Annotated in this window: 25 protein-coding genes, 1 tRNA gene and 1 pseudogene; 12 read left to right on the top strand and 15 right to left on the bottom strand. The window is 70.4% G+C overall.

The window, feature by feature from the left end; genetic code table 11:
- Nucleotides 1–183: 183 nt before the first annotated feature.
- Together ABD374_RS29820 and ABD374_RS29815 are read right to left on the bottom strand one after the other, a co-directional pair.
- Nucleotides 184–693, bottom strand: coding sequence for a GNAT family N-acetyltransferase (locus tag ABD374_RS29820; protein ID WP_344499433.1), 510 nt, complete (start codon nucleotides 691–693; stop codon nucleotides 184–186).
- 90 nt (nucleotides 694–783) lie between these two features.
- Nucleotides 784–2,193, bottom strand: a complete 1,410-nt coding sequence (locus ABD374_RS29815; RefSeq protein ID WP_344499423.1) for an NADP-dependent succinic semialdehyde dehydrogenase — start codon at nucleotides 2,191–2,193, stop codon at nucleotides 784–786.
- Between the two features lie 767 nt (nucleotides 2,194–2,960).
- Here ABD374_RS29815 and ABD374_RS29810 point away from each other — a divergent pair.
- Nucleotides 2,961–4,523 carry an FAD-dependent oxidoreductase gene (locus ABD374_RS29810; protein ID WP_344499421.1) on the top strand — a complete coding sequence of 521 codons (1,563 nt, stop codon included), beginning with the start codon at nucleotides 2,961–2,963 and terminating at the stop codon, nucleotides 4,521–4,523.
- 13 nt (nucleotides 4,524–4,536) lie between these two features.
- Here the strand turns inward: ABD374_RS29810 and ABD374_RS29805 are convergent, their stop codons facing one another.
- Nucleotides 4,537–4,863, bottom strand: coding sequence for a plasmid stabilization protein (locus ABD374_RS29805; protein WP_344499419.1), 327 nt, complete (start codon nucleotides 4,861–4,863; stop codon nucleotides 4,537–4,539).
- 102 nt (nucleotides 4,864–4,965) lie between these two features.
- Nucleotides 4,966–5,319 (bottom strand): hypothetical protein, encoded by a 354-nt coding sequence (locus ABD374_RS29800; RefSeq protein ID WP_344499417.1) that lies wholly within the window; start codon nucleotides 5,317–5,319, stop codon nucleotides 4,966–4,968.
- A gap of 238 nt (nucleotides 5,320–5,557) precedes the next feature.
- Between ABD374_RS29800 and ABD374_RS29795 the strand changes: the two genes are divergently transcribed.
- The 5 genes and pseudogenes from ABD374_RS29795 to ABD374_RS29775 all read left to right on the top strand — a co-directional run.
- The gene (locus ABD374_RS29795) at nucleotides 5,558–6,361 is read left to right on the top strand and encodes a VOC family protein (RefSeq protein ID WP_344499415.1); all 804 of its coding nucleotides are present in this window, start codon (nucleotides 5,558–5,560) and stop codon (nucleotides 6,359–6,361) included.
- A gap of 125 nt (nucleotides 6,362–6,486) precedes the next feature.
- A complete protein-coding gene (locus ABD374_RS29790) occupies nucleotides 6,487–7,119 on the top strand; it encodes a nucleotidyltransferase family protein (protein WP_344499413.1) in 633 nt (210 codons plus the stop codon).
- Nucleotides 7,116–7,370, top strand: a complete 255-nt coding sequence (locus ABD374_RS29785) for a hypothetical protein (RefSeq protein WP_344499411.1) — start codon at nucleotides 7,116–7,118, stop codon at nucleotides 7,368–7,370. Before ABD374_RS29790 ends, ABD374_RS29785 begins: the two co-directional genes overlap by 4 nt.
- The gene (locus tag ABD374_RS29780) at nucleotides 7,367–8,137 is read left to right on the top strand and encodes a metallophosphoesterase family protein (protein WP_344499409.1); all 771 of its coding nucleotides are present in this window, start codon (nucleotides 7,367–7,369) and stop codon (nucleotides 8,135–8,137) included. The genes ABD374_RS29785 and ABD374_RS29780 overlap by 4 nt, the downstream gene beginning before the upstream one ends.
- Nucleotides 8,121–8,522 (top strand): annotated as a pseudogene (locus ABD374_RS29775) (VOC family protein); the annotation flags it as partial. The gene ABD374_RS29780 and the pseudogene ABD374_RS29775, both read left to right, overlap by 17 nt.
- A 431-nt stretch (nucleotides 8,523–8,953) precedes the next feature.
- On the opposite strand, the gene ABD374_RS29765 reads toward ABD374_RS29775, so the two are convergent.
- Nucleotides 8,954–9,027, bottom strand: a tRNA-Pro gene (locus ABD374_RS29765).
- Nucleotides 9,028–9,145: 118 nt separating this feature from the next.
- Nucleotides 9,146–10,072: an alpha/beta fold hydrolase gene (locus ABD374_RS29760; RefSeq protein ID WP_344499407.1), complete on the bottom strand. Its 927-nt coding sequence runs from the start codon at nucleotides 10,070–10,072 to the stop codon at nucleotides 9,146–9,148.
- A 193-nt stretch (nucleotides 10,073–10,265) separates the two neighbouring features.
- Here ABD374_RS29760 and ABD374_RS29755 point away from each other — a divergent pair, with 193 nt between their 5' ends.
- Nucleotides 10,266–13,748, top strand: a complete 3,483-nt coding sequence (locus tag ABD374_RS29755) for a ThuA domain-containing protein (protein WP_344499405.1) — start codon at nucleotides 10,266–10,268, stop codon at nucleotides 13,746–13,748.
- A 12-nt stretch (nucleotides 13,749–13,760) separates the two neighbouring features.
- Nucleotides 13,761–14,627 (top strand): sugar phosphate isomerase/epimerase family protein, encoded by an 867-nt coding sequence (locus tag ABD374_RS29750; RefSeq protein WP_344499403.1) that lies wholly within the window; start codon nucleotides 13,761–13,763, stop codon nucleotides 14,625–14,627.
- Between the two features lie 121 nt (nucleotides 14,628–14,748).
- Here ABD374_RS29750 and ABD374_RS29745 read toward each other — a convergent pair whose 3' ends face one another.
- On the bottom strand, nucleotides 14,749–15,696 hold the full coding sequence (locus tag ABD374_RS29745; RefSeq protein WP_344499401.1) for an NAD-dependent epimerase/dehydratase family protein: 948 nt from the start codon (nucleotides 15,694–15,696) through the stop codon (nucleotides 14,749–14,751).
- Nucleotides 15,697–15,825: 129 nt separating this feature from the next.
- On the opposite strand from ABD374_RS29745, the gene ABD374_RS29740 reads away from it, so the two are divergent.
- Entirely contained in the window at nucleotides 15,826–16,551 is a 726-nt protein-coding gene (locus ABD374_RS29740) for a TetR/AcrR family transcriptional regulator (protein ID WP_344499399.1), read from the top strand.
- 21 nt (nucleotides 16,552–16,572) lie between these two features.
- Here ABD374_RS29740 and ABD374_RS29735 read toward each other — a convergent pair whose 3' ends face one another.
- Genes ABD374_RS29735 through ABD374_RS29725 form a run of 3 tightly spaced genes read right to left on the bottom strand, consistent with a single transcriptional unit; the run spans nucleotide 16,573 to nucleotide 19,348 of the window.
- Nucleotides 16,573–17,376, bottom strand: a complete 804-nt coding sequence (locus ABD374_RS29735) for an ABC transporter ATP-binding protein (RefSeq protein WP_344499397.1) — start codon at nucleotides 17,374–17,376, stop codon at nucleotides 16,573–16,575.
- 2 nt (nucleotides 17,377–17,378) lie between these two features.
- Nucleotides 17,379–18,404: an ABC transporter substrate-binding protein gene (locus tag ABD374_RS29730; protein WP_344499395.1), complete on the bottom strand. Its 1,026-nt coding sequence runs from the start codon at nucleotides 18,402–18,404 to the stop codon at nucleotides 17,379–17,381.
- A gap of 41 nt (nucleotides 18,405–18,445) precedes the next feature.
- A complete protein-coding gene (locus ABD374_RS29725; RefSeq protein WP_344499431.1) occupies nucleotides 18,446–19,348 on the bottom strand; it encodes an ABC transporter permease in 903 nt (300 codons plus the stop codon).
- A 222-nt stretch (nucleotides 19,349–19,570) separates the two neighbouring features.
- On the opposite strand from ABD374_RS29725, the gene ABD374_RS29720 reads away from it, so the two are divergent.
- Nucleotides 19,571–20,296 carry a LacI family DNA-binding transcriptional regulator gene (locus ABD374_RS29720; protein ID WP_344499393.1) on the top strand — a complete coding sequence of 242 codons (726 nt, stop codon included), beginning with the start codon at nucleotides 19,571–19,573 and terminating at the stop codon, nucleotides 20,294–20,296.
- Complete coding sequence (locus tag ABD374_RS29715; protein WP_344499391.1) at nucleotides 20,287–20,412, top strand: hypothetical protein; 126 nt, start codon at nucleotides 20,287–20,289, stop codon at nucleotides 20,410–20,412. The genes ABD374_RS29720 and ABD374_RS29715 overlap by 10 nt, the downstream gene beginning before the upstream one ends.
- Before the next feature lie 64 nt (nucleotides 20,413–20,476).
- On the opposite strand, the gene ABD374_RS29710 is transcribed toward ABD374_RS29715, so the two are convergent.
- The 5 genes from ABD374_RS29710 to ABD374_RS29690 are packed head-to-tail and all read right to left on the bottom strand — an operon-like array spanning nucleotide 20,477 to nucleotide 24,278.
- On the bottom strand, nucleotides 20,477–21,052 hold the full coding sequence (locus ABD374_RS29710; RefSeq protein ID WP_344499389.1) for a GAF domain-containing protein: 576 nt from the start codon (nucleotides 21,050–21,052) through the stop codon (nucleotides 20,477–20,479).
- On the bottom strand, nucleotides 21,049–21,645 hold the full coding sequence (locus tag ABD374_RS29705) for a GTP-binding protein (protein WP_344499387.1): 597 nt from the start codon (nucleotides 21,643–21,645) through the stop codon (nucleotides 21,049–21,051). The genes ABD374_RS29710 and ABD374_RS29705 overlap by 4 nt, the downstream gene beginning before the upstream one ends.
- Nucleotides 21,623–21,994: a DUF742 domain-containing protein gene (locus ABD374_RS29700; RefSeq protein WP_344499385.1), complete on the bottom strand. Its 372-nt coding sequence runs from the start codon at nucleotides 21,992–21,994 to the stop codon at nucleotides 21,623–21,625. Before ABD374_RS29700 ends, ABD374_RS29705 begins: the two co-directional genes overlap by 23 nt.
- Before the next feature lie 2 nt (nucleotides 21,995–21,996).
- The gene (locus ABD374_RS29695) at nucleotides 21,997–22,431 is read right to left on the bottom strand and encodes a roadblock/LC7 domain-containing protein (RefSeq protein ID WP_344499383.1); all 435 of its coding nucleotides are present in this window, start codon (nucleotides 22,429–22,431) and stop codon (nucleotides 21,997–21,999) included.
- Nucleotides 22,432–22,490: 59 nt separating this feature from the next.
- Entirely contained in the window at nucleotides 22,491–24,278 is a 1,788-nt protein-coding gene (locus ABD374_RS29690; RefSeq protein ID WP_344499381.1) for a sensor histidine kinase, read from the bottom strand.
- 624 nt (nucleotides 24,279–24,902) lie between these two features.
- Here ABD374_RS29690 and ABD374_RS29685 point away from each other — a divergent pair.
- On the top strand, nucleotides 24,903–25,235 hold the full coding sequence (locus ABD374_RS29685; RefSeq protein WP_344499379.1) for a histone-like nucleoid-structuring protein Lsr2: 333 nt from the start codon (nucleotides 24,903–24,905) through the stop codon (nucleotides 25,233–25,235).
- Nucleotides 25,236–25,434: the final 199 nt, after the last annotated feature.

Below are 25,434 nucleotides of genomic sequence, written 5' to 3'. Positions count from 1 at the left end.
ATGAATTCCGGCATGCCGGAATTCCCTCCGAGGAGGAGACCGCACAGAGTTTGGGGAGTGCCGCTTTCACGGCGAGTGACCGCCGCAGAACCGTTCCGGCTCCGCAACAACTCGCAGTACCTTACGGACCGGCGAAGGGCCTGTCAACCCCCGCCGACGGGCCGCCAGCACGGACGTCAGACGTCAGTCCAGGTCGCCGGCCAACAGATCCATGAGCAGTCCGTCGTGCCACGTGCCGTCCGAGCCTCGCTCGTAGTCGCGCATGATGCCCACAGGACGGAAGCCGGCCTTGGTGTAGCAGCGGATGGCGGCGGTGTTGTCCGCTGCCGGGTCGATCACGACCCGGTGATGGCCGAGATCGGTGATCAAGTGACGGGCGAGCGTGCGCACGGCGTCGGTGCCCAGGCCGCGGCCGTGCACCGCGGGGTCCAAGTAGATGTCGATGTTGGCGTGACGGTAGTCCGGGTCCTGCTCCGCGCCCCACTGGATGGCGCCGGCGGTACGGCCGGCGTATTCGATCACCAGTGTGGTGACGTCGGGGTCGCCGAGGTCGTCGGTGACTGCAGCCACCAGATCCTCGCCGCCACGCCAGGTCGCGTACACCTCGGGCGTGGCGCGGATGCGGGCCAGTACGGGAATGTCGTCCGTCGTAGCCGGGCGTAACACGGCATGGGTGCCATACAGAGTCTTCATCATGCTCAGCACGCTAGCGCGGCCGTCACGGGCTCGCCTTCAGCCCGCGTCGTCTCCAGCGCGGGCATGCGCCTCCGGTGTTCTCGGAGGTCAGTGGTTGTCGTCCGGTTCCGCGCCGTGCCACACCGTGGTGACGTTGCAGAATTCGCGGATGCCCTGGCCGGACAGTTCCCTTCCGTAACCCGATCGCTTGACGCCACCGAAGGGCAGGGCGGGGTGGGAGGCGGTCATGCCGTTGATGAAGATGCCGCCCGCCTCCAGGTCCTGCACGAACCGCTCGACTTCCCCGTCGTCGCGCGTCCACACATTCGAGCTCAGGCCGAAGGGTGAGTCGTTGGCGAGGGTTACCGCCTCTTCGAGGTCCGCTACGCGGTAGACCGCGGCCACCGGGCCGAAGGCCTCCTCGCGGTGGATGCGCATGGCCTCGGTGACGCCGGTGAGGACCGTGGGCTCGTAGAACCATCCCTTGTCCTGCTCCTCGGGACGCTGTGCTCCGCACTGCGCCGTGGCGCCGAGGCGCAGGGCGTCGTCGACGAGCGCTTCGAGATCGGTACGTCCCTGTTCGCTGGCGAGCGGTCCGACGTCGGTGGATTCCCGCATCGGGTCTCCGACGGCCAGTTCCCGCATCCCGGCGGTGAAGCGCTCGCAGAAGGCGTCGTAGACGTCGGTGTGGACGATGAAGCGCTTGGCCGCGATGCAGGACTGGCCGTTGTTCTGGACCCTGGCCGTCACCGCTGTGCGGGCAGCCCGTTCGATGTCGGCCGACGGCATGACGACGAAGGGGTCGCTGCCGCCGAGTTCGAGAACGGTCCGCTTCACCTCGTCACCCGCGACGGCGGCGACGGAGCGTCCGGCAGGTTCGCTTCCGGTGAGCGTCGCGGCGGCCACCCTCCGGTCGCGCAGAACGCCCTCGATCGCGCCGGATCCGACGAGCAGCGTCTGGAAGCACCCTTCGGGGAAGCCGGCGCGGCGGAACAGGTCTTCGATGTAGAGGGCGGTCTGCGGGACGTTCGAGGCGTGCTTGAGCAGGCCCACGTTGCCGGCCATGAGTGCGGGGGCTGCGAAGCGTACGACCTGCCAGAGCGGGAAGTTCCAGGGCATCACGGCCAGGACGACACCGAGCGGGCGGTAGCGGACGCTCGCCCAGGAGGCGCCGGAGTCCGTCACGTCGGCGGCGGAGGGGTGCTCGTCCGCCAGGAGCTGCCGCGCGTTCTCGGCGTACCAGCGCATCGCCTTCGCGCATTTCGCCGCCTCCGCGCGGGCGGCCACGATCGGCTTGCCCATTTCGGTGGTCATGGTGCGGGCGATGTCCTGCCGGTCCTGGTCCAGCAGGTCGGCGGCGCGGTTCAGGAGTTCCGCACGCCGGTCGAATCCGGTGGTGCGGTGGAGCGCGAAGGCGCTCGCGGCGCGTGCCAGGCGGCGCTCGATCTCCTCGGCTCCGAACGCGTCGAACGTCTTGAGCGTCTCTCCGGTGGCGGGGTTCACCGTGGCGATGGGCATGCTGGCGTCCTCCTCGGACTCGGTGCTTCGAGATTTGCGCGGTACGGGCGCTCCCGCAACGCGGCGGGCGCCTCGTCCGCTTCGTCTGCCGGGTGGAGGTCCGCCCGGGTACGGGGCGCGGGGTACCGCTCCGGGGAACGCTTCTGGGGCCCCTCGGACCGTTCCCCGGAACCGAGGGCGGGAGGTGGTTCCTGCGATGCGCGCTGTGGGCGTGGGGCTGTTCGCGGCGCCGGCATGGCCGGCTCTCTCGGGCTGTTCCTCTCGCGGCAAGGGGGAGGAGGCGGCCGCGGTGGCTCTGCGTTTCGAGGAGGACCTGCGTGGGGCGCAGGCCCTGCCGGGGTGCGACGGCCCGGCTCCCGGTACCCGTGAGGAGCTGGAGGAAACAGCCGGCTCCCTGCGCCCTGCGGCCCTGGCTGAGCTGGAGCCGCCGCCGGCGAGTGAGGTGCGCCGGGTGGGCGTGTACGGGCACCGGGCGCGTGTCGCCCTCGACGCCGGCACGCTCCTCCTCCCGGCCTTCCGCGACGGGTGGAAGGCCGTCGCGGGCCACGCCGATTTCAACAACCGGCTGGTCGCGGAGAGCTCGCAGTCCGTCACTTTCCGGGGCTGTCTGCGCACGTCTCCTTCCGCAGTGGACATGACGGGAACTGGCAGGCGGAACTGCTCGCGGTGGCCTCGGTGGTCATCCTCTCCGCCCTCACCGGGCCACGGACGTCGAGGGCTGACGCGCGCCGCCGTTAACCGGAACCCAGAGGGGGAAGCCGAGAAGCATGGTTGCAGAACGCCGGACCGTCGACGAGTCGTACTGGATGGCCTCGGCCCCCGGTACCCGCTATCGGCCTCCGGACACCGACCTGACCGCGGATGTCGCCGTGGTCGGTGGGGGCATCGCCGGCCTGTGCACCGCGTGGGAGCTGGTCCGGGCCGGCCTGGACGTCGTACTTCTGGAGGCGGACAGGATCGCCGCCGGGGTGAGCGGGTACACCACGGCGAAGCTGACGGCGCTGCACGGTCTGGGGTACGGGAGGCTGGAGGCGAGGCACGGTCCGGACAACGCCGCGCTGTACGCCCTCTCGCAGCAGGACGCCGTCGAGCGGACAGCGGCGCTCTGCGACGAGCTGGGCATCGACGCCGATCTGGAGCGGGCGGCCGCCTGCACATATCTGGAGGACCCGCGGCGGGTGGGAGAGCTCAGGGACGAGGCCGGGGCCGCCCGGCGGGCCGGGCTCGACGTGTCGTTCGTGACCGGGACGGAACTGCCGTTCCCGGTGGCCGGGGCGGTGCGGGTGGAAGGGCAGTTGCAGTTCCATCCGCGCAAGTTTCTGCTGTCCCTGGCCGAGCGGATCACCGGTGCGGGCGGACGCGTCCATGAGCGCACGCGGGTCACGGGGCTCCACGACGGGGTGCGCTGCCGGCTGTCGACCGAGGGCGGGCTCACGGTCGAGGCGCGCGACGTGGTCGTCGCGACGCATTACCCCGTCTTCGACCGCACGCTGCTGTCCACCCGTTTGAAGCCGAGGCGGGAGCTGGTGATCGCCGCGCCGGTGCCCTCCGGGACCGCGCCTGCGGGCATGTATCTGAGTCCGGAGGACAGGGTCCGTTCGGTGCGCAGTGCGCCGTACGACGACGGGCGGCGGCTGCTCATCGTCACGGGTGAGACGTTCGAGCCGGGTGCCGGGGACGTACGGGAACGGTTCGCGCGCCTGGACGGCTGGGCGCGCGAGCGGATGCCGGGCTTCGCCCAGGCGGAGCGGGCGTACCGCTGGTCGGCGCAGGACAACGACTCGAGTGACCATCTGCCGTACGTCGGGCACGCGCATCCGGGCACCCAGCACGTCTATGTGGCGACGGGCTTCGGCGGCTGGGGCATGAGCAACGGTGTGATGTCCGGCCGCCTGCTCGCGGCCCACATCGCGGGCGGCCCCCGGCCCGCGTGGACCGAGCTGTACGACCCGCGGCGCCTGCCCCAGGTGCGCGAGACGGCGGAGCTGGCGAAGTTCCAGAGCGCTGTCGCCCGGCACTTCGTGGGCGACCGTCTGCACACCGGGCACGTCGACTCGGCGGAAAGGATCGCGCCGGGCAGTGGCGCGGTCGTTCGTCTGGAGGGCGAGCGCTGCGCCGTGTACCGCAGTGAGTCGGGCGAGCCCTCTGTCGTTTCGGCGCGCTGTACGCATCTGGGCTGCCTGGTGCACTTCAACGATGCCGAGAAGGTCTGGGAATGTCCTTGCCACGGCTCGCGCTTCGGGACGGACGGCTCGGTTCTGCACGGACCGGCCACGCGCCCCCTGGAACCGCGGCATCCCGCCGAGCCCCGCGAACGCCCGGCCGATTGAAGGCTTCCGGCGCTCAGGACCCTTTGAGGGAACGCTGGAGCTCGGACTTGTTCATCGAAGAGCGTCCGTGGATGTTGCGGCGCTTCGCCTCCGCGTACAGCTGGTCGTACGTCTGCCCCTCCGAGCCGCTGTGGGACCGCTTCCCGCCGCGCTTCGAGGGCGACTCCCCCTGAAGGGAGCTCTTGCTCGCCGTCTTGGCCTCGCCGGAGCGCGCGCGCTCCTTGTTGACGGTGCGCGAAGCGATTTCCTTGGCCCTCTTGTTGCTCTCGCCACGCTCTTCGGCGCCTTCCTTGATGTGCTCGTACTGGCGTTCCCTCTTGGAACTCGAACCCTTGGGCATTTCCGCTCCTTCGAACATCGAATCAGGGGGCCGCTTCCTTCGGACCAGCAGCTTCCGCTCACCCTGCGTCCGGTTTCTCCTCTCCGCAAACGCGGCGCCCATTCATTCCCACCGCTGGGTTCGCGAGCCCGCTTCCGGCATTCGGCGTGACCACCGGCAGACCATGAGGAGCGCGTAAAGAAGCGTCACCGTCCAAGTGAGTGCGAAGGCCGATACGAGCACCGGTGCGGATGTCCTGAACGCCGGCACGAACAGGAAGGCGGAAAGCGCCACCAGGGCACACAGGAAAACGCCGCGACGCCGGTCCCTCAGCCCCTTGAGAACCCGGGTCGCGGGCGTCGGCCGGCATCGCATCGTCCGGAGCTTGAGATCCAGCACGGCGTCGCTCCGGCACGCCACGTCCTCGATCCCGGTCAGGATCTGCCGTTCGTGATCTGTGAGGCCGGCTCCGTCCATCTGTGAATCCTCCTCACGGCTTCGCGGTCACCCCGGGTCACCACCCCGGAGCACCGTGCGCGCATCACGGCCGGATCAATGAACGGCGAGTACCCTCCGAGCACAGGACCAGACAGTCAATTTCATGATCGGCCCCCTGTTCCGGGCGTTCACGTGGCTCGCCCCTACGACGGCCCGGGGGCAGGATGGATTACGAAACCGGCCCTACACGCCCCCCATTCGACCAGGACACAGTGCGATGGAAATGGAAACGACGGCCGCAGGCACCACATCGAGCCACGACGTATTCGGCGCTCCGTGCTGGATCACCCTGATGGCGCGCGCTCTGGAGCCCGCCCAGGCCTTCTACGGAGCGGTTCTGGGCTGGGAATTCCGGCATGCCGGACTCGGTCGCGGATTCAGCATCGCCCTGCTCGACGGGGCGCCCGTCGCCGGAATCGGTGTACTCGACACCGCCTTGCAGGCCCCTGTCACCTGGACGCCCTACTTCGCCGTCTCCAGCGTGGACGAGACCGCGAGCCGAATCCGGGAGCGAAGCGCCACCGTCGCCGTGGGGCCTCTGCGGTTCGCCACCGGCCGCGGAGCCATCGCGGCGGACCGGGACGGCGCCGTCTTCGGCATCTGGGAAGGAGAGCTCTTCTCCGACTGGCACGTGTGGCGCAAGAACGCACCCGTCTGGCTCCGCCTGCGGACCCGGAACGCGTTCGACGCGGCGATCTTCTACGGACAAGTCCTCGAATGGGCGAGCGGTCGCCCCGGCTGCTGCGAGGTCGAGTACCAGGAGGACGAAGTCGTACTGCTCCAGGACGGGCACATCCTGGCGCGGCTGAGTTCCGGTGCGGTCGACACGGCGCCCGATCCGCTGATCCAGCCCCGGTGGCACGCCCACTTCCCCGTTCCCGACGTGGAGGCCACCGTGCGGGCGGCGCTGCGGCACGGCGGCTCCGTCCTCGGGCACGGCCCCACCCCCTATGGCACGGAAACGACGCTGCGCGATCCGAACGGTGCGCTCTTCACCGTCACCAGCGCAGCGCCCGGATAACCGGACAAGGCGACGAGGAAGGTGCACCCGTGCGCGGTTACTCACAAGACGCCTCTCCGCCCGGTGACCGGACCGGGCCGACCGGTCTGGAGCCGGCCGCTCTGGGACTGACCACGGGAGGCCCTGTGAACAGCGGTCGCGCCGGGGCGCACGACGGCACCTGGCCGTACGGCGATGCCCGGCCCCTGCCGCCGGACCGCAGCCAGGCCATTCTGGAGGCCACCAAGCACGTGGCAGCCAGGCTCAAGGGCGGTGGGTACCCGTTCGCGCTGGTCGGGAGCGTCGCCGCCTACGCGCACGGCGTGCCGGTCAGCCTCCAGCACGACGCCGACTTCTGCATCCTGCGTGAGGACGCGGAAGCCGTGACCGTGTCACTCCAGGCCGCCGGGATCGAGGTGCGTGTCCCGCCGGAGGACTGGCTGGTCAAAGCACGGAGTCACGGCGAGGAGATCGACTTGATCTTCGAACTGGCTCAGCAACCGGTGACCAGAGAGCTGCTGAGCCGGGCGCAGACCCTTCCGGTGGACTCGGTGCACATGCCGGTGCTGTCGCCCACCGATCTCATGGGCAGCCTGCTCGATGCCTTCTCGGAGCACCACTGCGACTTCGGGGCCGTACTCCCCATCGCGCGGACACTGCGGGAGAAGATCGACTGGAGCCGCCTGCGCCGCGAGCATCAGGACTCGCCGATGCCGGACGCGTTTCTCTACCTTCTCGAACGTCTGGACGTCATCGAACCACGGGAGGCAGCACCGTGAACGACACATGCGCCGCCGAGTACCGCATCGCCCATCTGCGGGAGCATCTGGCAGGCGGTGATTTCGCCGAAATGGGCGTACGGATCGAGCTGCGCGGAAACAGTGTCCTGATCACCGGCACCGTCTCCAGTGCCGCCTGCCGGGACGAGATCCTCCGCATGGCCGAGGACGAGCTGGCCGGACTTCCGCTGCACGAGGACCTGGTCGTGGTCTCCGCCACCGCCCCCGACCGTCCGGAGGAGCTCGCGTGATCCGGATCGCGGCCGTCGGCGACATCCATCTGGGGCCGGACAGTGCGGGGGTGCTCCGGCCCGCTTTCGAAACCGTGAGCGACCACGCGGACCTTCTGCTGCTCGCCGGAGACCTGACGCGGCACGGCACGGCCGAGGAGGCGGCCGTGGTCGCCCGGGAAGTGGCCGGACTCGGTGTGCCGGTGGTGGCCGTCCTGGGCAACCACGACTACCACAGTGACCAGGAGGCCGAGGTGGCCGCGGTGCTCGGTGAGGCGGGCGTGACCGTGCTGGAGGGCCGGGGCACCGTGCTGGACATCGGCGGGGTGCCGGTCGGCGTCGCCGGAACCAAGGGCTTCGGCGGCGGATTCGCGGGCCGCAGCGGTGGCGAGTTCGGCGAACCGGAGATGAAGGAGTTCATCCGGTACACCCGGCGGTGTGCGGAGGGTCTGCGCCGCTCCCTGGACGAGCTGAAGGAGCGCGGTTGCGCCGTACGCATCGCGTTGACGCACTTCGCTCCCGTCCCGGACACCCTGGCGGGCGAACCCCCGGAGATCTTTCCCTTTCTGGGCAGCTATCTGCTGGCCGAGGCGATGGACGAGTCGGGGGCCGACCTCGCGGTCCACGGCCACGCGCACCTGGGCACCGAACACGGGATGACCAGCGGCGGGGTGCGTGTGCGCAATGTCGCCCAGCCGGTGATCGGCCGCGCCTTCGCCGTCTACCACCTGCCGGTCCGCGCCGCGACGGACCGGGCGACGAACAGCGTTCCTGTCGCGGCCGAATGACCCTGCTCCCGGGGCTCCGGAAAAGGCGCCCCGCGGCTCGCGCGGCTCGGCGGCCCGCGCGTCCGGCGCCTGGCCACCCGCGCCGGGACGAGCCCTCCGCGAGGAGCCGGGGCGCCTCGCGGACACGGGCCTGCCCGTACATGCCCTGGGGAGCGGCGGAGGCTGGTGGTGCGGCCCCGGCCGCGCGTGCGAGGACGAGCGCCGCGCTCTCGTCGAGGTGACGGCCAAAGGCACCTGCGGCTGGATCCTGCCGGGCACCGGGGACCTGGACACCGCTTTCGAGAAGGTGCGGGCCGGTGACGCCGACGTCGCCCAGGAACCGGCTGAGCAGCCGTACGGCATCCGCGACTGCGCCTTCCGCGACCCCGCGGGCGACCTGACCCGGGAACCCCGGCCGGCAGTTCCGGCCGGCGTACGGCGAGTCGCCGTACACGCACCTGACGAAGCGTCATATCGAGCGTACGACGGCGCTGCCGCGGCGTGACGACCTCGGCGTCACCGGGGCCTGCTTCGCGGTCGGCTGCTCATCGCCGGGAGGCTTCCAATTCCGCAGCGGCTGCCGCGCCTTCGGTGCCCCGGGCGAAGAACCGCACCGGACGCTCCTTCGCCCGGTCCCAGGACTCCGAGACCATCGGTCCGCGACCACTGTCGTCGCCCCCGACGCAGCCGTCGTGGCCGACACCGCCGACGCCGAGGTCCCCGGCGCCCGGCGACCAGGTCGAGTGGGCTGGTTCCCCTCCCCGGCTGGCCCCGGAAACGATCGAGGGCCGGTTCCAGATTCCTCTGAAACCGACCCTGACCTGCGACTCTTTCGAGTCGGGACGACAGGATTTGAACCTGCGACCCCTTGACCCCCAGTCAAGTGCGCTACCAAGCTGCGCCACGTCCCGGTGCCCGTCTGGCCTGGGGTTTCCCCTGGCTGAACGCGCTTGAGAACAATACCGCACTTCGGCCGGTGATCACGAACCCCATTTCGCGCCCCGGGCGGGAAGCGACGCGAAGCGCACGTCAGACGTGCTGGTCGAGCCAGGCGGTCAGGTCGTCCTGGACCTCGTCCCGGTTGGTCTCGTTGAGGATCTCGTGGCGGGCGCCCTCGTACCCCTTCCAGGTGAGGTCCTCGGTGCCGAGATAGCGGAAGTCCTCCAGGAGCTCGTACACGAGGGTCATCTTCTGGTTGCAGGGGTCCTCCGTGCCCACGGCGATGTGGACGGGCAGATCGGCGGGGACGCGGGCGAGGTTGCGCGGGTCGCTGATCTTGCGGACCGCGCGCAACCAGTCCAGGGCGAGGCCCGCGCTGAAGGCGAAGCCGCAGCGCTCGTCCGCCACGTACGCGTCGACCTCGGCCTCGTCGCGCGAGAGCCACTCGAAGCCCGTGCGGCGCGGATACGCGTCGTTGAAGGAGGAGAAGAGGGTGGGGATGTACGAGGAGAGGGCCGTGCGGCCGCGTTCCGCGACCTCCGCCTCCAGGCCGGCGATCGACTCCTGGAGTTCGGCCCCCGGGAGCGTGCGGAAAGTGCCGGACAGGATGATGCCGGCCAGGCCGTCCGGGTACTCCTGGGCGTAGTCGCGGGCCAGCATCGAACCGAGGCTGTGGCCGAGCAGTGCGACGGGCAGGCCCGGGTGCAGCGCCCTGGCCTGGTCGCCGACCGCCTTGAGATCGGCGACCATCGCGCGCCAGCCGTTCTCTCCCGCCACTCCGTAGCCGCCGGTGGCGGCGGCGGTCGCGCCGTGGCCGCGGTGGTCGGAGGCGATCACGCCGTAGCCGTGGGAGACCAGGTGCTGGGCGAACCGGTCGTAGCGCAGGGCGTGCTCGGCCGCGCCGTGCGCGATCTGGACGAGGGCACGGGGCCGGCCGCTGTCCGGCAGCCAGGTGTACGCGGCGATCTGTGCGCCGTCGGCGGCGGTCGCCGTTCCCGTGCGGTACGGAGTGCTCATCGGGGCACGCCTCCTGGTGTCTGTGGTCCGGGTGGTGAGTGTGCTGAGGCTGACTCTCCCCAGGGCCGAACGCCTCACACCGGGCCTCCGCCGGCCCATTGACCCCTTTGTGGGCGGGAACCTACTCTGAGCGACGCACTCCGGAAAGCGCTTTCTAGCCCCGTTAGCCGCCTCACCAGCACCGGGAGCGCCCATGAGTCATCCCGCGCGAAGATTCCTTCTGCCCTTCACCGCCGTCGGAGCCCTGCTGGCGCTGATGCTCGGACTCGGGGTGGCCTCGCCTCCCCGCGCCGAGGCAGCGCCTTTCCGCGTTCTGGTCTTCTCCAAGGTCACGAACTTCGCTCACGACTCGATTCCGGCGGGGATCGAAGCGGTCGAAAAGCTCGGCCGTGAGAACGGTTTCGAGGTCGAGGCCACCGAGGACGCCGCCGCCTTCACCGACACCAACCTCGCCCGCTTCCAGGCGATCGTCTTCAACAACACCAACTCCACTCCGGAGAAGGGCGACCTGCTGAACGCCGGGCAGCGGGCCGCCCTGCAGAAGTTCGTACGCTCCGGTGGCGGCTGGGTCGGTCTGCACGCCGCGTCGGCCAGTGAGCGCGACTGGGGCTGGTACGAGGGCCTGGTCGGCGCGATCTTCGACAAACACCCCGCCGTACAGACCGGACGGGTGAAGGTCCTGGACCGGGCGCACCCGTCCACCGAGGGGCTGCCGGAACTCTGGGAGCGCACGGAGGAGTGGTACAACTGGCGCACCAATCCGACCGGGAAGGTGCACACCCTCGCGCAGATCAAGGTGCGCGACGGCATCACCGGCCTGGACGAAGGCGTCGACCACCCGTGGTCCTGGTGCCAGAACTACGACGGCGGGCGGTCCTGGTTCACCGCGGGCGGACATGACAAGTCGGCGTTCCAGGAGGAGGACTTCCTCCAGCACGTCCTCGGCGGCATCCAGTGGGCCGCGGGCAACAAGCCGGGTGACTGCACGGCGACGAAGACCGGCTCCTTCCAGCGCACCGCGCTGGCGACGAACGATCTCGCCGACCCGTTCGAGCTGGCCGTCGCGCCCGACCGGCGGGTCTTCTTCATCCAGCGCACCGGCAAGCTGAAGGTCGTCGACCAGACGACGCTCAAGGTCTCGACCGCCCTGGACTTCGCGTACACGCCGGAGATGACGAGCCAGTCCGACGGTCTGCTCGGACTCGCCCTCGACCCGGGATTCGAGAAGAACAAGTGGCTGTATCTGCTGCACTCCGACAAGACCGAGAAACGGCTCAACCTGTCCCGCTTCACCGTGAGCGGTACGGGGGGCGGCACCACGGTCGACCCCGCCTCCGAGAAGCGGCTGCTGACCGTCCCCACGCTGCGCGGCGAGGGACGGGCCAACTCCCACATGGCCGGGTCGATCGCCTTCGACACGTCGGGCAGCCTGTACGTCGCCACCGGTGACAACACCGACCCGTTCGCGTCCGACGGCTTCACGCCGATCGACGAGCGCGCGGGGCGCCGCGCCTGGGACGCGCAGGGCACCTCGGGCAACACGAACGACCTGCGCGGCAAAGTGCTGCGCATCACCCCGCAGGACGACGGCACGTACACCGTCCCGGCCGGGAACCTCTTCTCGCCGGGGACGGAGAAGACACGGCCCGAGATCTACGCGATGGGCATGCGCAATCCGTTCCGGATCACCACCGATCCGCGCAGCGGCGCGCTGATGGTCGCCGACTACGGGCCGGACGCCCGCCAGGCGAAGGCCGACCGCGGGCCCGAGGGGACCGTGGAATACACCCGCATCACGAAGGCGGGAAACTTCGGCTGGCCGTACTGCATCGGCGACAACACCCCCTTCAACGACTACGACTTCGCCACGAAGACCTCGGGCGGGAAGTTCGACTGCGGGTCGCTGGTCAACGACTCGCCGAACAACACCGGACTGCGTGAGCTGCCGCCGGCCCAGCCCGCCTCGGTCTGGTACGCGTATTCGGCGTCGCCCGAGTTCCCCGAGGTCGGCACCGGGGGCGGCGGGCCGATGAGCGGGCCGGTCTACGACTACGACGAGGCCAACCCGTATCCGACGAAGTTCCCCGAGTACTTCGAGGGGAAGTGGTTCAACTACGAGCTGACCCGGCAGTGGTTCAAGGCCTTCTCCGTGCAGGAGAAGGACCAGGCGTTCGCCGATCCGCGGTTCCCGCCGGCCAGGGCGGGCGACATCCGGTCGATCAACGGCGTGTTCGGCGACATGAAGTGGAACCAGCCCTTCGACGCCGACTTCGGGCCCGACGGGGCGATGTACGTCATCGACTTCGGCCTCGGCAGCGGCACGGGACGCGGCGGCAGCAACGACGGCGCGGGCATCTACCGCATCGACTACGTCGCCGACGGGCAGCTGCCCGCCGCCAGGGCGACCGCGAGCCCGGACAGCGGTCCGGCGCCGCTGACCGTGGAGTTCTCCAGCGCGGGGTCCGGGCTGCCGGACGGCAGGCCGGTGACGTACGCCTGGGACTTCGACGGGAACGGCACGACGGATTCGACGGAGGCGAACCCCACCCATACGTACCGGACCGCGGGGCGCTTCCCCGCCCGCCTCACGGTCGGTGCGCCCAAGGGGCTGACGGGACTCGCGGTACAGGAGATCACCGTGGGGAACAGCCGGCCGGAGGTGACGATCCAGCAGCCTCCGGACGGCGGGATGTTCAGCTTCGGCGACACCGTCCCCTTCACCGTCAAGGTCAAGGACCGGGAGGACGGGCGGCCGGTCGACTGCTCGCGGGTGGTCGTCCAGTCGCAGCTCGGGCACGACAGTCATCTGCATCCGCTGGACAACCACACCGGGTGTACGGGTGAGATCGTGACCGATGCCGGGGACAGCCACGGCCCCGGCCAGAATCTGTACTACGGGATCACCGCGCAGTACGAGGACAAGGGCGGCCCCGGTGGTGTCCCGGCGCTGACCGGCTCCGCGGCGCTGACGCTGCGGCCGGCGCTGCGCGAGGCCGAGCACTTCACGACGACGGGCGGCGCTCACGACGGCGCCGTGGTCGCGAGCCGTGCGGATGCCTCGGGCGGGAAACGGCTGACCGAGATCGAGGACGGCGACTGGATCTCCTTCGATCCGGTGCACCTCAAGGGCATCGACTCGGTGACGGTCGGCGCGGCCTCCGGGGGCATCGGCGGCGACATCGAGTTCCGCACGGGGTCGCCGGCCGGCCCGCTGCTCGGCAAGGTGAGCGTGGCGAACACGGGCGGCTGGGGCAACGTCGTCTCGCCGACCGTCGAACTGCCTGCCGTCGACGGGACCGTGAAGCTGTACGCCGTGTTCACCAATCCGCAGTGGTCGGCGGACAGGCCGGACCTCTTCGCCGTCGACTGGCTGCACTTCAACGGCCGCGGCGTCGAGAAGAAGCCGGGCACGAAGGTCTCCGTGGCCGCGGCCCCGGCCGGGGGCGGCGCCGCACCGCTCACGGTGAAGCTGACCGGCGAGGCGAAGCCGTTGCCCGGCCGCACCATCGCCTCGTACCACTGGGACTTCGGCGACAACGTGAAGCCCGGGCCGGGTGCGGAGGGCCCCTCCGCGGAGCACACGTACGCCAGGAAGGGGACGTACACCGCGCATCTGACCGTCACCGACGACAAGGGTGACACGACTTCCGGAGCAGTCCGGATCGACGTGGGTTGAGGTGGTCCGCACATGAACAGGAGCACACGGCGCTCGTTCCTCGGTACGGCCGTGGGGATCGCCGCGGCGGCCGGGACGACGGGCGGTACGGCGCAGGCGGCGGAGGCGGTGGCCGTCGGCTCGCGGCGGCGCATCCCGCCGTCCGGCATCGGGATGCACCTCTACACCATGCGCACTGCCCTGGCGAAGGACTTCAGGGGGACGCTCACCCGCCTCGCGGAGATGGGTTACGCGACGGTCGGGGTCAGCGGCAGACACGGGAACAGCGCGGCGGACATCCGGCGGATGCTCGACGAGACCCGGCTCAGGGCGGTGCTCGAACACGTCGCGTACACCGTCGTCTCGGGCAGCGGGCTGGCGCAGGCCCTCGACGACGTCGTCACGCTCGGCGGGAAGTGGATCGTCGTGCCGAGCCTGCCGGGTCCGATGCACAGCCCGGCCGGCTTCCGGGAGGCAGCACGGCAGTTCAACAGGGTGGGGCTCGCGGCCCGCGAGAAGGGCCTGAAGGTGCTCTTCCACAACCACGGCAGCGACCATGTGGTCAGCGGTGGCGAGAACCTCTACGACATCCTGCTCACCGAGACCGATCCGGAGCTGGTGGGTTTCGAGCTGGATGTGTACTGGGCTGCCAGGGGCGGCGCCGACCCGGCGCGGCTCTTCGTCGAACACCCTCGGCGCTTCCCCGTCCTGCACGTCAAGGACATGGCGCCGGACGGGGACATCGCGGACGTGGGCTCCGGGGTGCTCGACTTCCCGGCGATGTTCGACGTGGCGCGGCGGGGCGGTGTGAAGCAGTGGCTGGTGGAGCACGACGCGCCGGCCGATCCCTTCGCGACCGCGTCGAACAGCTACGGGTATCTGTCCCGGCTGCGGTACTGAGGCCGGGGGCGCGGGGCTGCTGAGGACGGGTGTCGGCCTCGGACGCCCAGGTGCGTCCGGGGGCGGCGGCGAGCGCGGTCCGCATTCGTCGTCCGCCGTCCGCCGTCCGCCGCTCGCGCCTTCAGCGCCCGGCGAGCAGCTCGCGGTACCAGGCGATGGTCGCGTCGAGAGCGGCGGCGAGCGGGACCGGAGCCAGGCCGTATGCCTTTTCGATGGCTGTCGAGTCGACGATCTGCGCTTCGGTGTACTGGTAGAACATCTCGGCGTACGCGTCCATGAACACCGCGTCGAACGGACCGAACGGGCGCGGCTCGTCGACGGTTACGACGTTCAGCGGCCTGCCGACCCGTTCCTCGATCATCGTGAAGATCTCGCGGGTCGTCAGGGCGGGCGCGGTCGGCAGGTGCCAGACGCGGCCGTCCCCGTCCGGGTGTTCGCCGAGCGTGGCGAGGCCGGTCGCCACATCGCCTATGTACGTGTAGCTGTGCGGGAGGCCGATGTCGCCGAAGCCGGGCACCTCTCCCCCGGTGAGCGCGCCGGGGAAGACGGCGCCGCCCAGTGAGGAGTTGAGGACGCCGGGCCCGACGAAGTCGGCCGACCTGCCCAGTGCGACACGGACACGGCCCTCGCGGTGGGCGGCCAGGTACCGGGCGTCGAGGTCGGCGCGCATGCGGCCCTTGGCGGACGTGGCGTTCCAGGGCGTGTCCTCGGTCATGACGCGGCCGTGGGTCTCGCCGTACGGGTACAGGGTGTCGAGGACGACCAGGCGCGCCCCGACGGCCCCGACGGCGTCAAGGACGGCCGTCGCGATCCGGGGCATGACCTCGACCTGGAGGTGAAGGTCGACGTTCACGCAGTGGTAGACCACCGCGGCGCCCTCGGTGGCGGCGCGTGCGCCTTCCGGGGCCGTGATGTCGGCGGCACGCCGCTCGACTCCTTCGAGTGCGGGACCTTCGCCCTTGCGGTTCACGAGACGGACGGGGCGGCCGCGGCGCGCCAGTTCTCGGGCGAGCGCCGTGCCGGCCGGGCCGGACCCGAGCACCACCTGGAGACCACCTGTGTTCGTCATGATTCATCCCTTCCGTCGCTACTGACCCTCGCTCTTGTTATGGACTGTAACTGTCGCGACGGTGCATAGCAAGAGGTGAGTGTTAGGGTCCGTAACCCATGTGATCCTCGCTAACGAAAGGAGCCCCTCATGGCCGCCGAAGCCCCGCAAGGGCCCCGGGCCCGCTACCGGGAGCAGACACGCGCGGAGATCAAGGAGGCCGCTCTCCGGCAGCTCGCCGAAGGCGGCGCGGCGGCGCTCGCACTCACCCGGATCGCCAAGGAGATGGGGCTGTCCGGCCCGGCGCTCTACCGCTACTTCGCGAGCCGCGACGATCTGCTGAACGCTCTGATCAGGGACGCGTACGACGATGCGGCCGCAGCCGTGGGAGCGGCCTCCGCCGACGCCGCGGCCGGGTCCCCCCGCGAGCAGTTGCACGTACTCGCGCGCGGTTACCGCGCCTGGGCGGTCGCGCAGCCGCACCGCTATCTGCTGATCCAGGGTGCGCCGCTTCCCGGGTACGTCGCCCCGGCCGACACGCTCGACCGGGCGCGGGCCGTCCTCGGTCCGTTCCTGCGCGTGTTCGCCGGAGCGACGGCTGGTGCGTCCGCGGTGCCGGTCGTACGGCAGATGGCCGCCTGGGCGGAGTCGGACGCGACCGTCGGCGGCTGGGTGGCCGAGTACGTCGAGTACCCCGAGGGCGCCGAGGACGCGGACGCCGGACCGGTGCTGGCCGGGGCCGTGCTCGCGTGGGCACAGGTGCACGGCGCGGTCGGTCTGGAAGTCGCGGGCCAGTTCGCGGGCATGGGGCATGACGGTGCGACGCTTCTCGCCGCCCAGATGGACACGCTGGCGGACGCCTTCGCACTGGTGTGAGCGCCGGTTCCGGCCGGTGCGTCAGTCGCCCGCGGCAGCCGTTCCCAGGAGCCCCCGGACGTGCGTCGTGGCGTCCCGGAACTCGGGCCGCCCCATGGTCTGCGCGTAGTCCCGCTCCGCGCCCATCCCGACCTCGACGATCTCCGTGATCGTGCCGGGCCGGGGGCTCATCACCACCACCCGGTCCGCGAGGTAGACGGCTTCCGAGATGGAGTGGGTGACGAGCAGGACGGTGGTGCCGGTCTCGCGCCAGATGCGGTTGAGCTCCATGTTCATCTGCTCGCGGGTGAGCGCGTCCAGCGCGCCGAACGGCTCGTCCATGAGCAGGACGGGCGGCTCGTGCAGCAGCGCGCGGCACAGCGCGACCCGCTGCTGCATGCCGCCGGACAGCTCGTGCGGGTAGGCGTCCTCGAATCCGCCGAGACCGGTCATCGCGATCAGTTCGGCGGCGCGCTCGCGGGCCCGCGCGGCCGGCATCCTGCGCATCTCGGCCTGGAGGAGGATGTTGCGCCGGGCCGAGCGCCACTCCAGGAGTGCGGCGCGCTGGAAGACGTAACCGATGTCGTGGCGCGGCCCCTTCACCTGCTCGTCGCGGAGCCGGACCTGGCCCGAGGACGGCTTCAGCAGACCGGCGACCAGCTTGAGGAGCGTCGACTTGCCGCAGCCCGAAGGGCCGACGATCGCCACGAATTCGCCCATCGCGACGTCCAGGGAGACATCGCGCAGTGCGGTGACGTCCCTGTTCTTCGTACGGAAGCGGACGGCCACGTCGTCGATGCCGACCGCCGCGGACGTCGCAGCGCGGAGCGTTGCGTCCCTGGCCATCGTCATCCCCTCAGCGCCGTACCGGCGTCCCAGTACTCCGACACGTCCTTCGGACTCCTGACCATTCCGGCCTCGGTGAAGACACCGATGGTCCGCTCCCAGTCGGCCTCGGTGTTGACGCCGGGCGCCCTGCCTTCGGTCGCGTCGGTGTGCAGCAGCGTCAGCGTCGTCCTGAACTGCTCCGACAGCACCTCCTCGGGCGGGAGTTGCTCCGAGGCCCCGTCCATCGAGGCGATCGCGGGTCCGGGCGCCTTCTCGGCCTCCGCCCAGGATTCGCTGACGGCCTCGACCATGCGCTTGGCGACATCCGCCCTGGGGCCGGCCAGGCTCTTCGGCCCGGCGATCAGGCCGTTGGAGTAGAAGTTCAGACCGTGCTCGGAGAAGCGCAGATGACCGACGTCCTTGTCCGCCTTGTTCTGCATGGTCGGGCCCTGGTCGCTCGCATAGCCGAGCAGCGCGTCGGTCTTGCCGGAGATCACCGCGGCGATCTTGCCCGCCGGGTCGGTGTTCTGGACCTGTACGTCGGACTCCTTCAGCCCGTTCTTCTCGAGGAAGATCGGGAAGGTCTTGGAGAGCGCGTCACCCGCCGTGCCCGCGATCGTCCTGCCCCTGAGGTCGGCGGGCGTCTCGATGCCCTGCGCGTCGAAGAACTGCACGGACGCGGGCGTGGTCTGGAGGAAGACGCCGAGGCTCTTGACCTTCACACCCTGGTCGACCCCGGCGAGCAGGGCGGGGGTGTCGGCCCAGCCGAAGTCGGTCTGACCGGCGGCCGTCGCCTGGACGGTCTTCTGTGACCCCTGTCCGGCCCTGATCGTCAGATCGATGCCGTGCTTCTCGAAGATCTTCTTCTGCTTGCCGTAGTAGAAGGGGGCGTGTTCGCCGTACGGATACCAGTTGAGCGTCAACGTGACCTTGTCGAGCTTCTCGCCCGAGTCGCTCGTGCTGGTGGCGGAGCCGTCGTCGCCGCAGGCCGCCGTGGCGACCAACGTCAGCGGTACGAGTCCGATCAGAAGTCTGCGCGCATGCATGGGGCCGGCCCTCTCGGAATCAGTACGCGATGAGTAGGCGGTCAGTACGTGGTGGTGACGGACGCGTCCCGGCGGCTCGCGTGCCACGGGAGCAGCAGCTTCTCGGCGATCTCGACAAGGACGAAGAGAACGACGCCGATCAGTGACATGACGAGCAGCCCCGCGAAGAGCATCGGGGTGTCGAGGTTCCCGTTGGCCTGGAGGATCACATAGCCGAGCCCCTCGTTGGCGCCGACGAACTCACCGACGACGGCGCCGGTCACGGCGAGTGTGACGGCCACCTTGAGCCCGGAGAAGAGGTGTGGGAGGGAGGCGGGGAAGCGGATCTTGACGAAGGTCTGCCAGGGGCTCGCCCCCATGGTCGCCGACAGTTGCAGCATTTCGGGATCGACCGCCTTGAGGCCGGTCACCATCGAGATCACGACGGGGAAGAAGGCGATCAGCACGGCGATGAGGATCTTCGGCGCGATGCCGAATCCGAGCCAGACGACGAACAGCGGCGCGATGGCGATCTTCGGTACGACCTGGGCGAAGAGCAGGATCGGGTAGAGCGTCTTCTCGACCGTCGACGAGTAGACCATCACCACCGCCGCGAACACGCCGGCCACGACCGCGATCAGGAAGCCGAGCAGCGTCTCGTAGGTGGTCACCCAGCTGTGCTGCGTGAGGTAACCCGTCTTCCGTGTCAGTACGTCGAGCGTCGCGCCGGGCGAGGGGACGAGGTACGCCTCGACCAGCTCGGCCGCGGCGACCGTCCACCAGGCGGCGAGCAGGGCCACCAGGAGGACGACGGGACGCCAGCTCTTCTCCGCCGCGCCGAGGAGCCGTTCACGGGTGCCCGGCTTCTCCCGTACGGCGACTCCGGCGGCCGGGGCCGCTCCGGCCGCCGTTTTCCCGGCCGCCGTCGCCGGCGCCGCCGCCGGCGTTTCCGGTGCTCCCGGCATGACGTGCTGGCTCACGGTGAACTCCTCAGGAACGCGGAGGCAGTTGCGAAGAGCTGTGCGGCTGGGGACCGGGAACGCTCTCAGAAAGCGCTTTCCGATAAGGTGTCGCCACGCTAATGACTGGCTGTACGCACGGTCAATAGGCCGTCCTGAAGTTTCGGGACCCTGCCGCCACCGCTCCCCACGGGGGTCGAGTCGAGTGCATGGGAGTCACCGGCCCATGTGACGCTGGAGGCGGTCGCCCGCCGTGTGGAGGTCTTCCCGGCCACGGCGTCCCGAGCGCTCAACGGCACCCCACGGGTCCACGAAGACCTGCGGACCCGCGTACGCGCCGCCGCGCTCGGTCACCCCCGCCACGACGGCATCGTGCGCCTCGTCAACCACGGCAGCGACCACAATCCACTCACCGGCGACGCCGAGGACGATCCGCACTATGCGAAGTTCGGCTACTCCACGGTGCCGACGCCGCCGCGCACGCCTGGACGCGCGCCGTCGACAACCATCTCGCGCTCCTCGCGCCCGACGGCACCCCTTCACGCCGCCGCCGGATCAACCCCGGCGACTGCGCGGGGCGTACCGCCTCCTCCTGCACGTCGCACACCTTCCCGGCGACGAGCGGGAGTTCCGTATCGACACGGCCGGCGTGCTGTACGGGCCGTGGGAGGTACGCGCCCACCGGGTGGAGGCCCCGGAAGGGGCGGGCGTACGCGAGGGCGGCCACGCGGTGGCGGGGTCCGTGCGCCCCCGGGCGGAAACGGGCCCCGGCTGGGCCCTGGCCCGTACGGCCGACGGCCTGACCAGTGCGGTCGTGGCGCTGTACGGCTGGGACGGGGAGGAGGCCGCGGTCTGGCGCGACGTACAGGCCAACGCGTACGTGTCCGCACTCCGCGACACCGTATCTGCGGCTCGGCGCCCATCCGGGCGAGCACAGCGTCCAGGTGTCCCTGATCGCGCTGTCCCGGGACACGGTCCACCCCCAGGCGCTGCGCGAGGCCGTCACGGTCGAGGTCGTGGCCGGATCGGTCCGGCTGGGCTTCCCCGACGGATCGGCCGCGAACGTATGACGTCACCGCGCGGCGTGTGCGCTGTGCCGTGTGCTGTGCACTGTGTGCGGTGTGCGGACCTCCGTCAGAGCCAGATCCCGCCGTCCTCCCGGCGCCGGATCAGTTCGGCCAGCTCCGCGGCCATCGCCTTGATCGTCTCCAGTCCCGCCCGCCCCCACTGGCGCGGCTCGGTGTCGACGACACAGACGGTGCCGAGCAGGATGTCCGTACGGTCGATGACGGGCGCGCCCATGTACGACCGGATACCGATCTCGTCGACGACCGGGTTGCCCGCGAACCGCGGGTAGTCGCAGACGTCCTCCAGGACGAGCGCCTTGCGCCGCGCGACGACATGCGGGCAGTAGCCGTGGTCGCGGGCGAGGAACCGGCCGATGAGGCTCGTCGCGGCCACCGTGCCCAGGTCGGTACCGCTGTGCGTGCCGGCCGGGGTGTGCAGTCCGGCGAAGAACTGCCGGTTCTCGTCGATGAAGTTGACCATGGAGTACGGCGCGCCGGTCACCTCCGCGAGCCGGTCGGCGAACGCGTCGAACGCGGGCACGGCCCGGTCGCCCAGCCCGAGCTGGTGGAGCCGCTGGACACGGGCGGGCGCCTGGGGGTCGGCGGGGGGAAGCAGCAGGGGGCCGATCCTGTGGTGGGTCATGTGGGTGCTCCGTAACTCGGCAGGGCCGGGGTGAGGGTGAGGAGGTGCCGGACGAGGGTGACCAGCGCGTTGATCCCCGAGGCGGCGACACGGGCGTCGCACAGCACGACGGGGATCTCGTGGCCGAGGTCGAGCGCGGCCCGCACTTCCTCCGGTGCGTAGCGGTGGGCGCCGTCGAACTCGTTGACGGCCACGACGAACTCGATGCCGCGCCGCTCGAAGAAGTCGAGGGCCGCGAAGCAGTCCTGGAGGCGGCGGGTGTCGGCGAGCACCACGGCGCCGAGAGCGCCCTTGGAGAGTTCGTCCCACATGAACCAGAAGCGCTCCTGTCCGGGGGTGCCGAAGAGGTACAGCACGTGCCGGTCGTCGAGAGTCATCCGGCCGAAGTCCATGGCGACGGTCGTCGTGGACTTGTCCTCGACACCTTCCAGCCGGTCGGTCCCGACGCTCAGCTGGGTGAGCAGTTCTTCCGTGCTCAGCGGTGCGATCTCGCTGACCGCTCCCACAAAGGTCGTCTTGCCGACGCCGAACCCGCCCGCGACGAGGATCTTGAGTGCGGTGGGAAACAGATCAGAGCCGTCGTCGTAGGCCATCGAGCACTGCCTCCAGCAGGGATAGGTCGGTGGGCTGGTCGTCGAAGCGGGGGGCATGGGTGGTGAGCGCTCCGCAGCCGACCAGGTCGGACAGCAGCACCTTGGTGACGGCCACGGGGAGCCGCAGGTACGCCGCGATCTCCGCCACCGAGGTGGGACGTGCGCACAGCCCGAGTGCCTGGGCGTGCTCGGGCCCGAGGTGCATCAGCGGCTCCACTCCGGTGGCCCGCACCATGGACAGCAGGTCGAGGGCGGTGGTGGGACGGGTGCGGCCGTCGCTCACCGCGTACGGGCGGACGAGCCGGCCGGCCGCGTCGTCGAGCCACGGCACGTCCTGCGAGGGCGGCACCCTCAGAATCCCGTGGCGCTCGGTGCGCCCGCCCTCTGCCTGGCCGGTGTCGCCAGGTACGGCCGTACGCTCTTGACGAGCATCGCCATCTCGTAGCCCAGCACCGCCGCGTCCGCATCGCGGCCCGCGAGTACCGCGAGACAGGTGCCGGAGCCCGCGGTGGAGACGAAGAGGAGGGTGGAGTCGAGCTCCACGACGATCTGGCGGACCTCGCCTGCGTCACCGAAACGGGCGCCCGCGCTGCGGCCGAGCGAGTACAGGCCGGAGGCGAGGGCGGCCATGTGGTCGGCGCTGTCGTTGTCGAGACCGTGGACCGACTTCACCAGGCCGTCGGCGGAGAGCAGAACCGCGTGGCGCGTGAAGGGAACACGCTGGACCAGGCCGCTCAACAGCCAGTCGAGGTCGGACACTCGGCCGGTCGGCGCATCACTCGCCATGGTGCATCTACTCCTTGGGGTACCGCGGGACGGAAGGACGGGGAGGACGAGGGGTGCGGTCAGCCCGCACCCTCCCCTCGCGGGTGGTACGGCTGCGGCTGCTGGGGGGCCGGTGCCCAGTCCGGTGCCGGTGCCCAGTCCGGGGCCGGGTCCGGCTGTGGGAAGAGGTGCGGGTCCGGCTGTGCCTCCGCCAGGCCGATGCCTCGCTGGAAGGCCGCCATCAGACCCGGGTCGTGGAGGGCGGGGTGGTCGTCCTCCTGGCGTGCGGCGGGGGCCTCTCTCAGCTCGGGCACCAGGTTTTCCTGGCTGCGGCGCCTGGGCAGCCGGGGGCGGCCGCTCACCGTGCCGCTCCCGTATCCGTCCGCGGGCGGCTGCGACTGCGGCTGCGCGGGGACAGGTTCGAGGGGGAACGCGGGCGCGGTGGAACGGTTGACGCCCGGGTGGGCGGCGGCCGGGGTCGGCCGGTCCTCCCGGTCGCCGCGCACCGGGAGCGGTGCGTTGCCGTGGGCTCCGGTCAGGTGAGCGGGGGCCTGGGGGGCGGCGGGCGCGGGTGCGGGGGCGCCCGGCGCCGGTGCGGGAGCCGGAGTCTCCTGCCGCGTCCCGGCGGTCGCCACCCGCGCGAGACCGTCCTGGTCGTCCCCGCCCAACAGCCCCTGGGGCAGGACGAGTACGGCCTGGACACCGCCGTAGATGTTGGCCTGGAGGCGGACGGTGATGCCGTGTCTGCGAGCCAGCGCGGACACCACGAAGAGGCCGATGCGCCCGTCCTGGAGAAGGTGGCCGACGTCGACGTTGTCCGGGTCGTGGAGCAGGGCGTTCATCTTGTTCTGCTCGGTGACGGGCATGCCCAGGCCCCGGTCCTCGACCTCGATGGCCAGGCCCGCCGTGACGTGCTGGGCGCGGAGCAGCACGGTGGTGTGCGGGGCGGAGAACACCGTGGCGTTCTCGACGAGTTCGGCGAGGAGGTGGATGACGTCGGCGACGGCGTGGCCGCGCAGGGTGCCGTCGATCGGCGGCACCAGCTTGACCCGTGAGTACTGCTCGACTTCGGCGATCGAGGAGCGCAGTACCTCCGTCATGGTCACCGGGTTGCTCCACTGGCGCCGGGAGACCGCGCCGCCGAGAACGGCGAGGTTCTCCGCGTGCCTGCGGATGCGGGTGGCCAGGTGGTCGACATGGAAGAGGCCCTTGAGCAGGTCGGGGTCCTCGACGTCGTTCTCGAGCTCGTCGAGCAGCTGGATCTCGCGGTGCACGAGCGACTGGAGACGGCGGGCCAGATTGACGAAGACCTCGACCTTCTGGTCCGCGTCGGCGCTGCTGGACAACTGGGCGACCTGCACGACGGCGCCCACGGCGGCCTCGTGCGCCCGCCCGAGCTCCAGTTCCAGCAGGCCGAACTCGTCGCCGCCCTGCGCGCCGGGCGGCGGTGTGCGCCGGACGGGCGGCTCCTCGCCGCGCCGCAGCTGCTCGACGAGCGCGCGCAGGTCGGCCTGCCCGCGGGCGCTGGACCTGCGCAGTGCGTCGCAGCGGTCGGACACGGTCTTCGCGGCCCGGTCGGCGCCCACGACGGCCGCCGCCAGCGCGACGACGACGAGGGCCGCGGCCCCGGCGAGCGCGACCCATAAGTCGCGCGTCGGCCCGGTGGCAGCGGAGCGGAGGGTGAACAGCACGGCGGCGGCACCGCTGAGGGTGACCACGACGGCCGGAAGCACGGCGGCACGCAGGAGCTGAGGGCGCAGATGGGCATCGGGCATCGGCTGCGCGGGGTGGGGGCGTGCGCCCGGCCGTCCGTGCCGCCCGCCCTCACGGCGGTCTGCGCGCCCGGCGGGTGCGCGGAGTTGAGACATCAGTGTCCTTGGTACGTGGGTCCCAGGGATCGACGCACTACGTCTGTTCGACTGTTCGACCACTGCCGGTCTGGGCTGCTCAACCTGGGCGATGTGGCCCCATGTCGATCACCGGACACACACAGTAGTCGGCAACCTTTCATGATCGACGGGAGTTGCCGAACCTGCCCACACAGCTCCCCACTCTGGTATGGCACCTCGCACGCCAGACCGAAAACCCACGACCCCAGCGGCCCCGGCCGTCCGGACTTCCGGCCGGGGCCGCTCCGGGACGGCACGCGGGGCCGGTCGGGGGGCGGACGGGGGAAATTCATTCAGCGCCCCCGGAATGGAAACAGGCACACAACAGCAGGCGGCATAAAGCCCGGCAGGGAAGACCACCGGTTTGCCACCGGCGGAGTCCCAGAACGCCGCCGTACGGCTAATGACGCTCCGCTCTTTTTACGAGCAACCATGACACCAGTGACCGCCTGGATTCACCTTCCGGAGAGCAAGACCGTCCCATTTGGGCATTACATCCCGCTTGAGTGGCGGGCAGTCCGTAACTTCGGGCAAGGCATCAGGTGACTGGCTCTCGCCACGGCGAGTAGGCTATTTTCCACAAACAGGAAAGGGACTACTTCGATGGTTCAGCGCACCGTAACGATCTATACCGACGATCTCACCGGAACCGAGGGCGAGGACATCGCCACTCACGCCTTCAGCGTGGACGGTGTCAACTACGAGATCGACCTGGGACCGGACAACTACCAGAAACTACTGGATGTCCTGGGGCCTTTTATGGGTGCGGGCCGCAAGGTCAACGGCGGTGGTGCCCGCCGGATCGTCAAGCGCGCGCAGTCCGGCGGTACAGATGCGGCCAAGGTCCGCGAGTGGGCCCAGAGCCAGGGCATTGAGGTGAACAGCCGCGGCCGTATCCCGGCCGACTTGATGGAGAAGTACCAGGCGGCGCATTGACGTATTCACCCTTGGAGGAAGCAAAGTCCCCAACCGCGCGAGCGGCGGGGGACTTCGTGTTTTCCACCGGTGCTCCGGCCGCTGACCGCAGCCGGTTTTCGCGTACGCCGGGGAAACACCGGAACACGGTGCCCGGGGCCTCCACCGCCGAGCCGGTGCCGTCGTATGGGAATGGCGCCCTTCCGGCCGTCACCCCGGA

The organism is Streptomyces enissocaesilis (assembly GCF_039533765.1).
In the GTDB taxonomy this organism is placed as follows: Bacteria; Actinomycetota; Actinomycetes; order Streptomycetales; family Streptomycetaceae; genus Streptomyces; species Streptomyces enissocaesilis.
The sequence above is the reverse complement of the archived record's forward strand: the minus strand, read 5'-3'. Positions and strand labels throughout refer to the sequence as shown.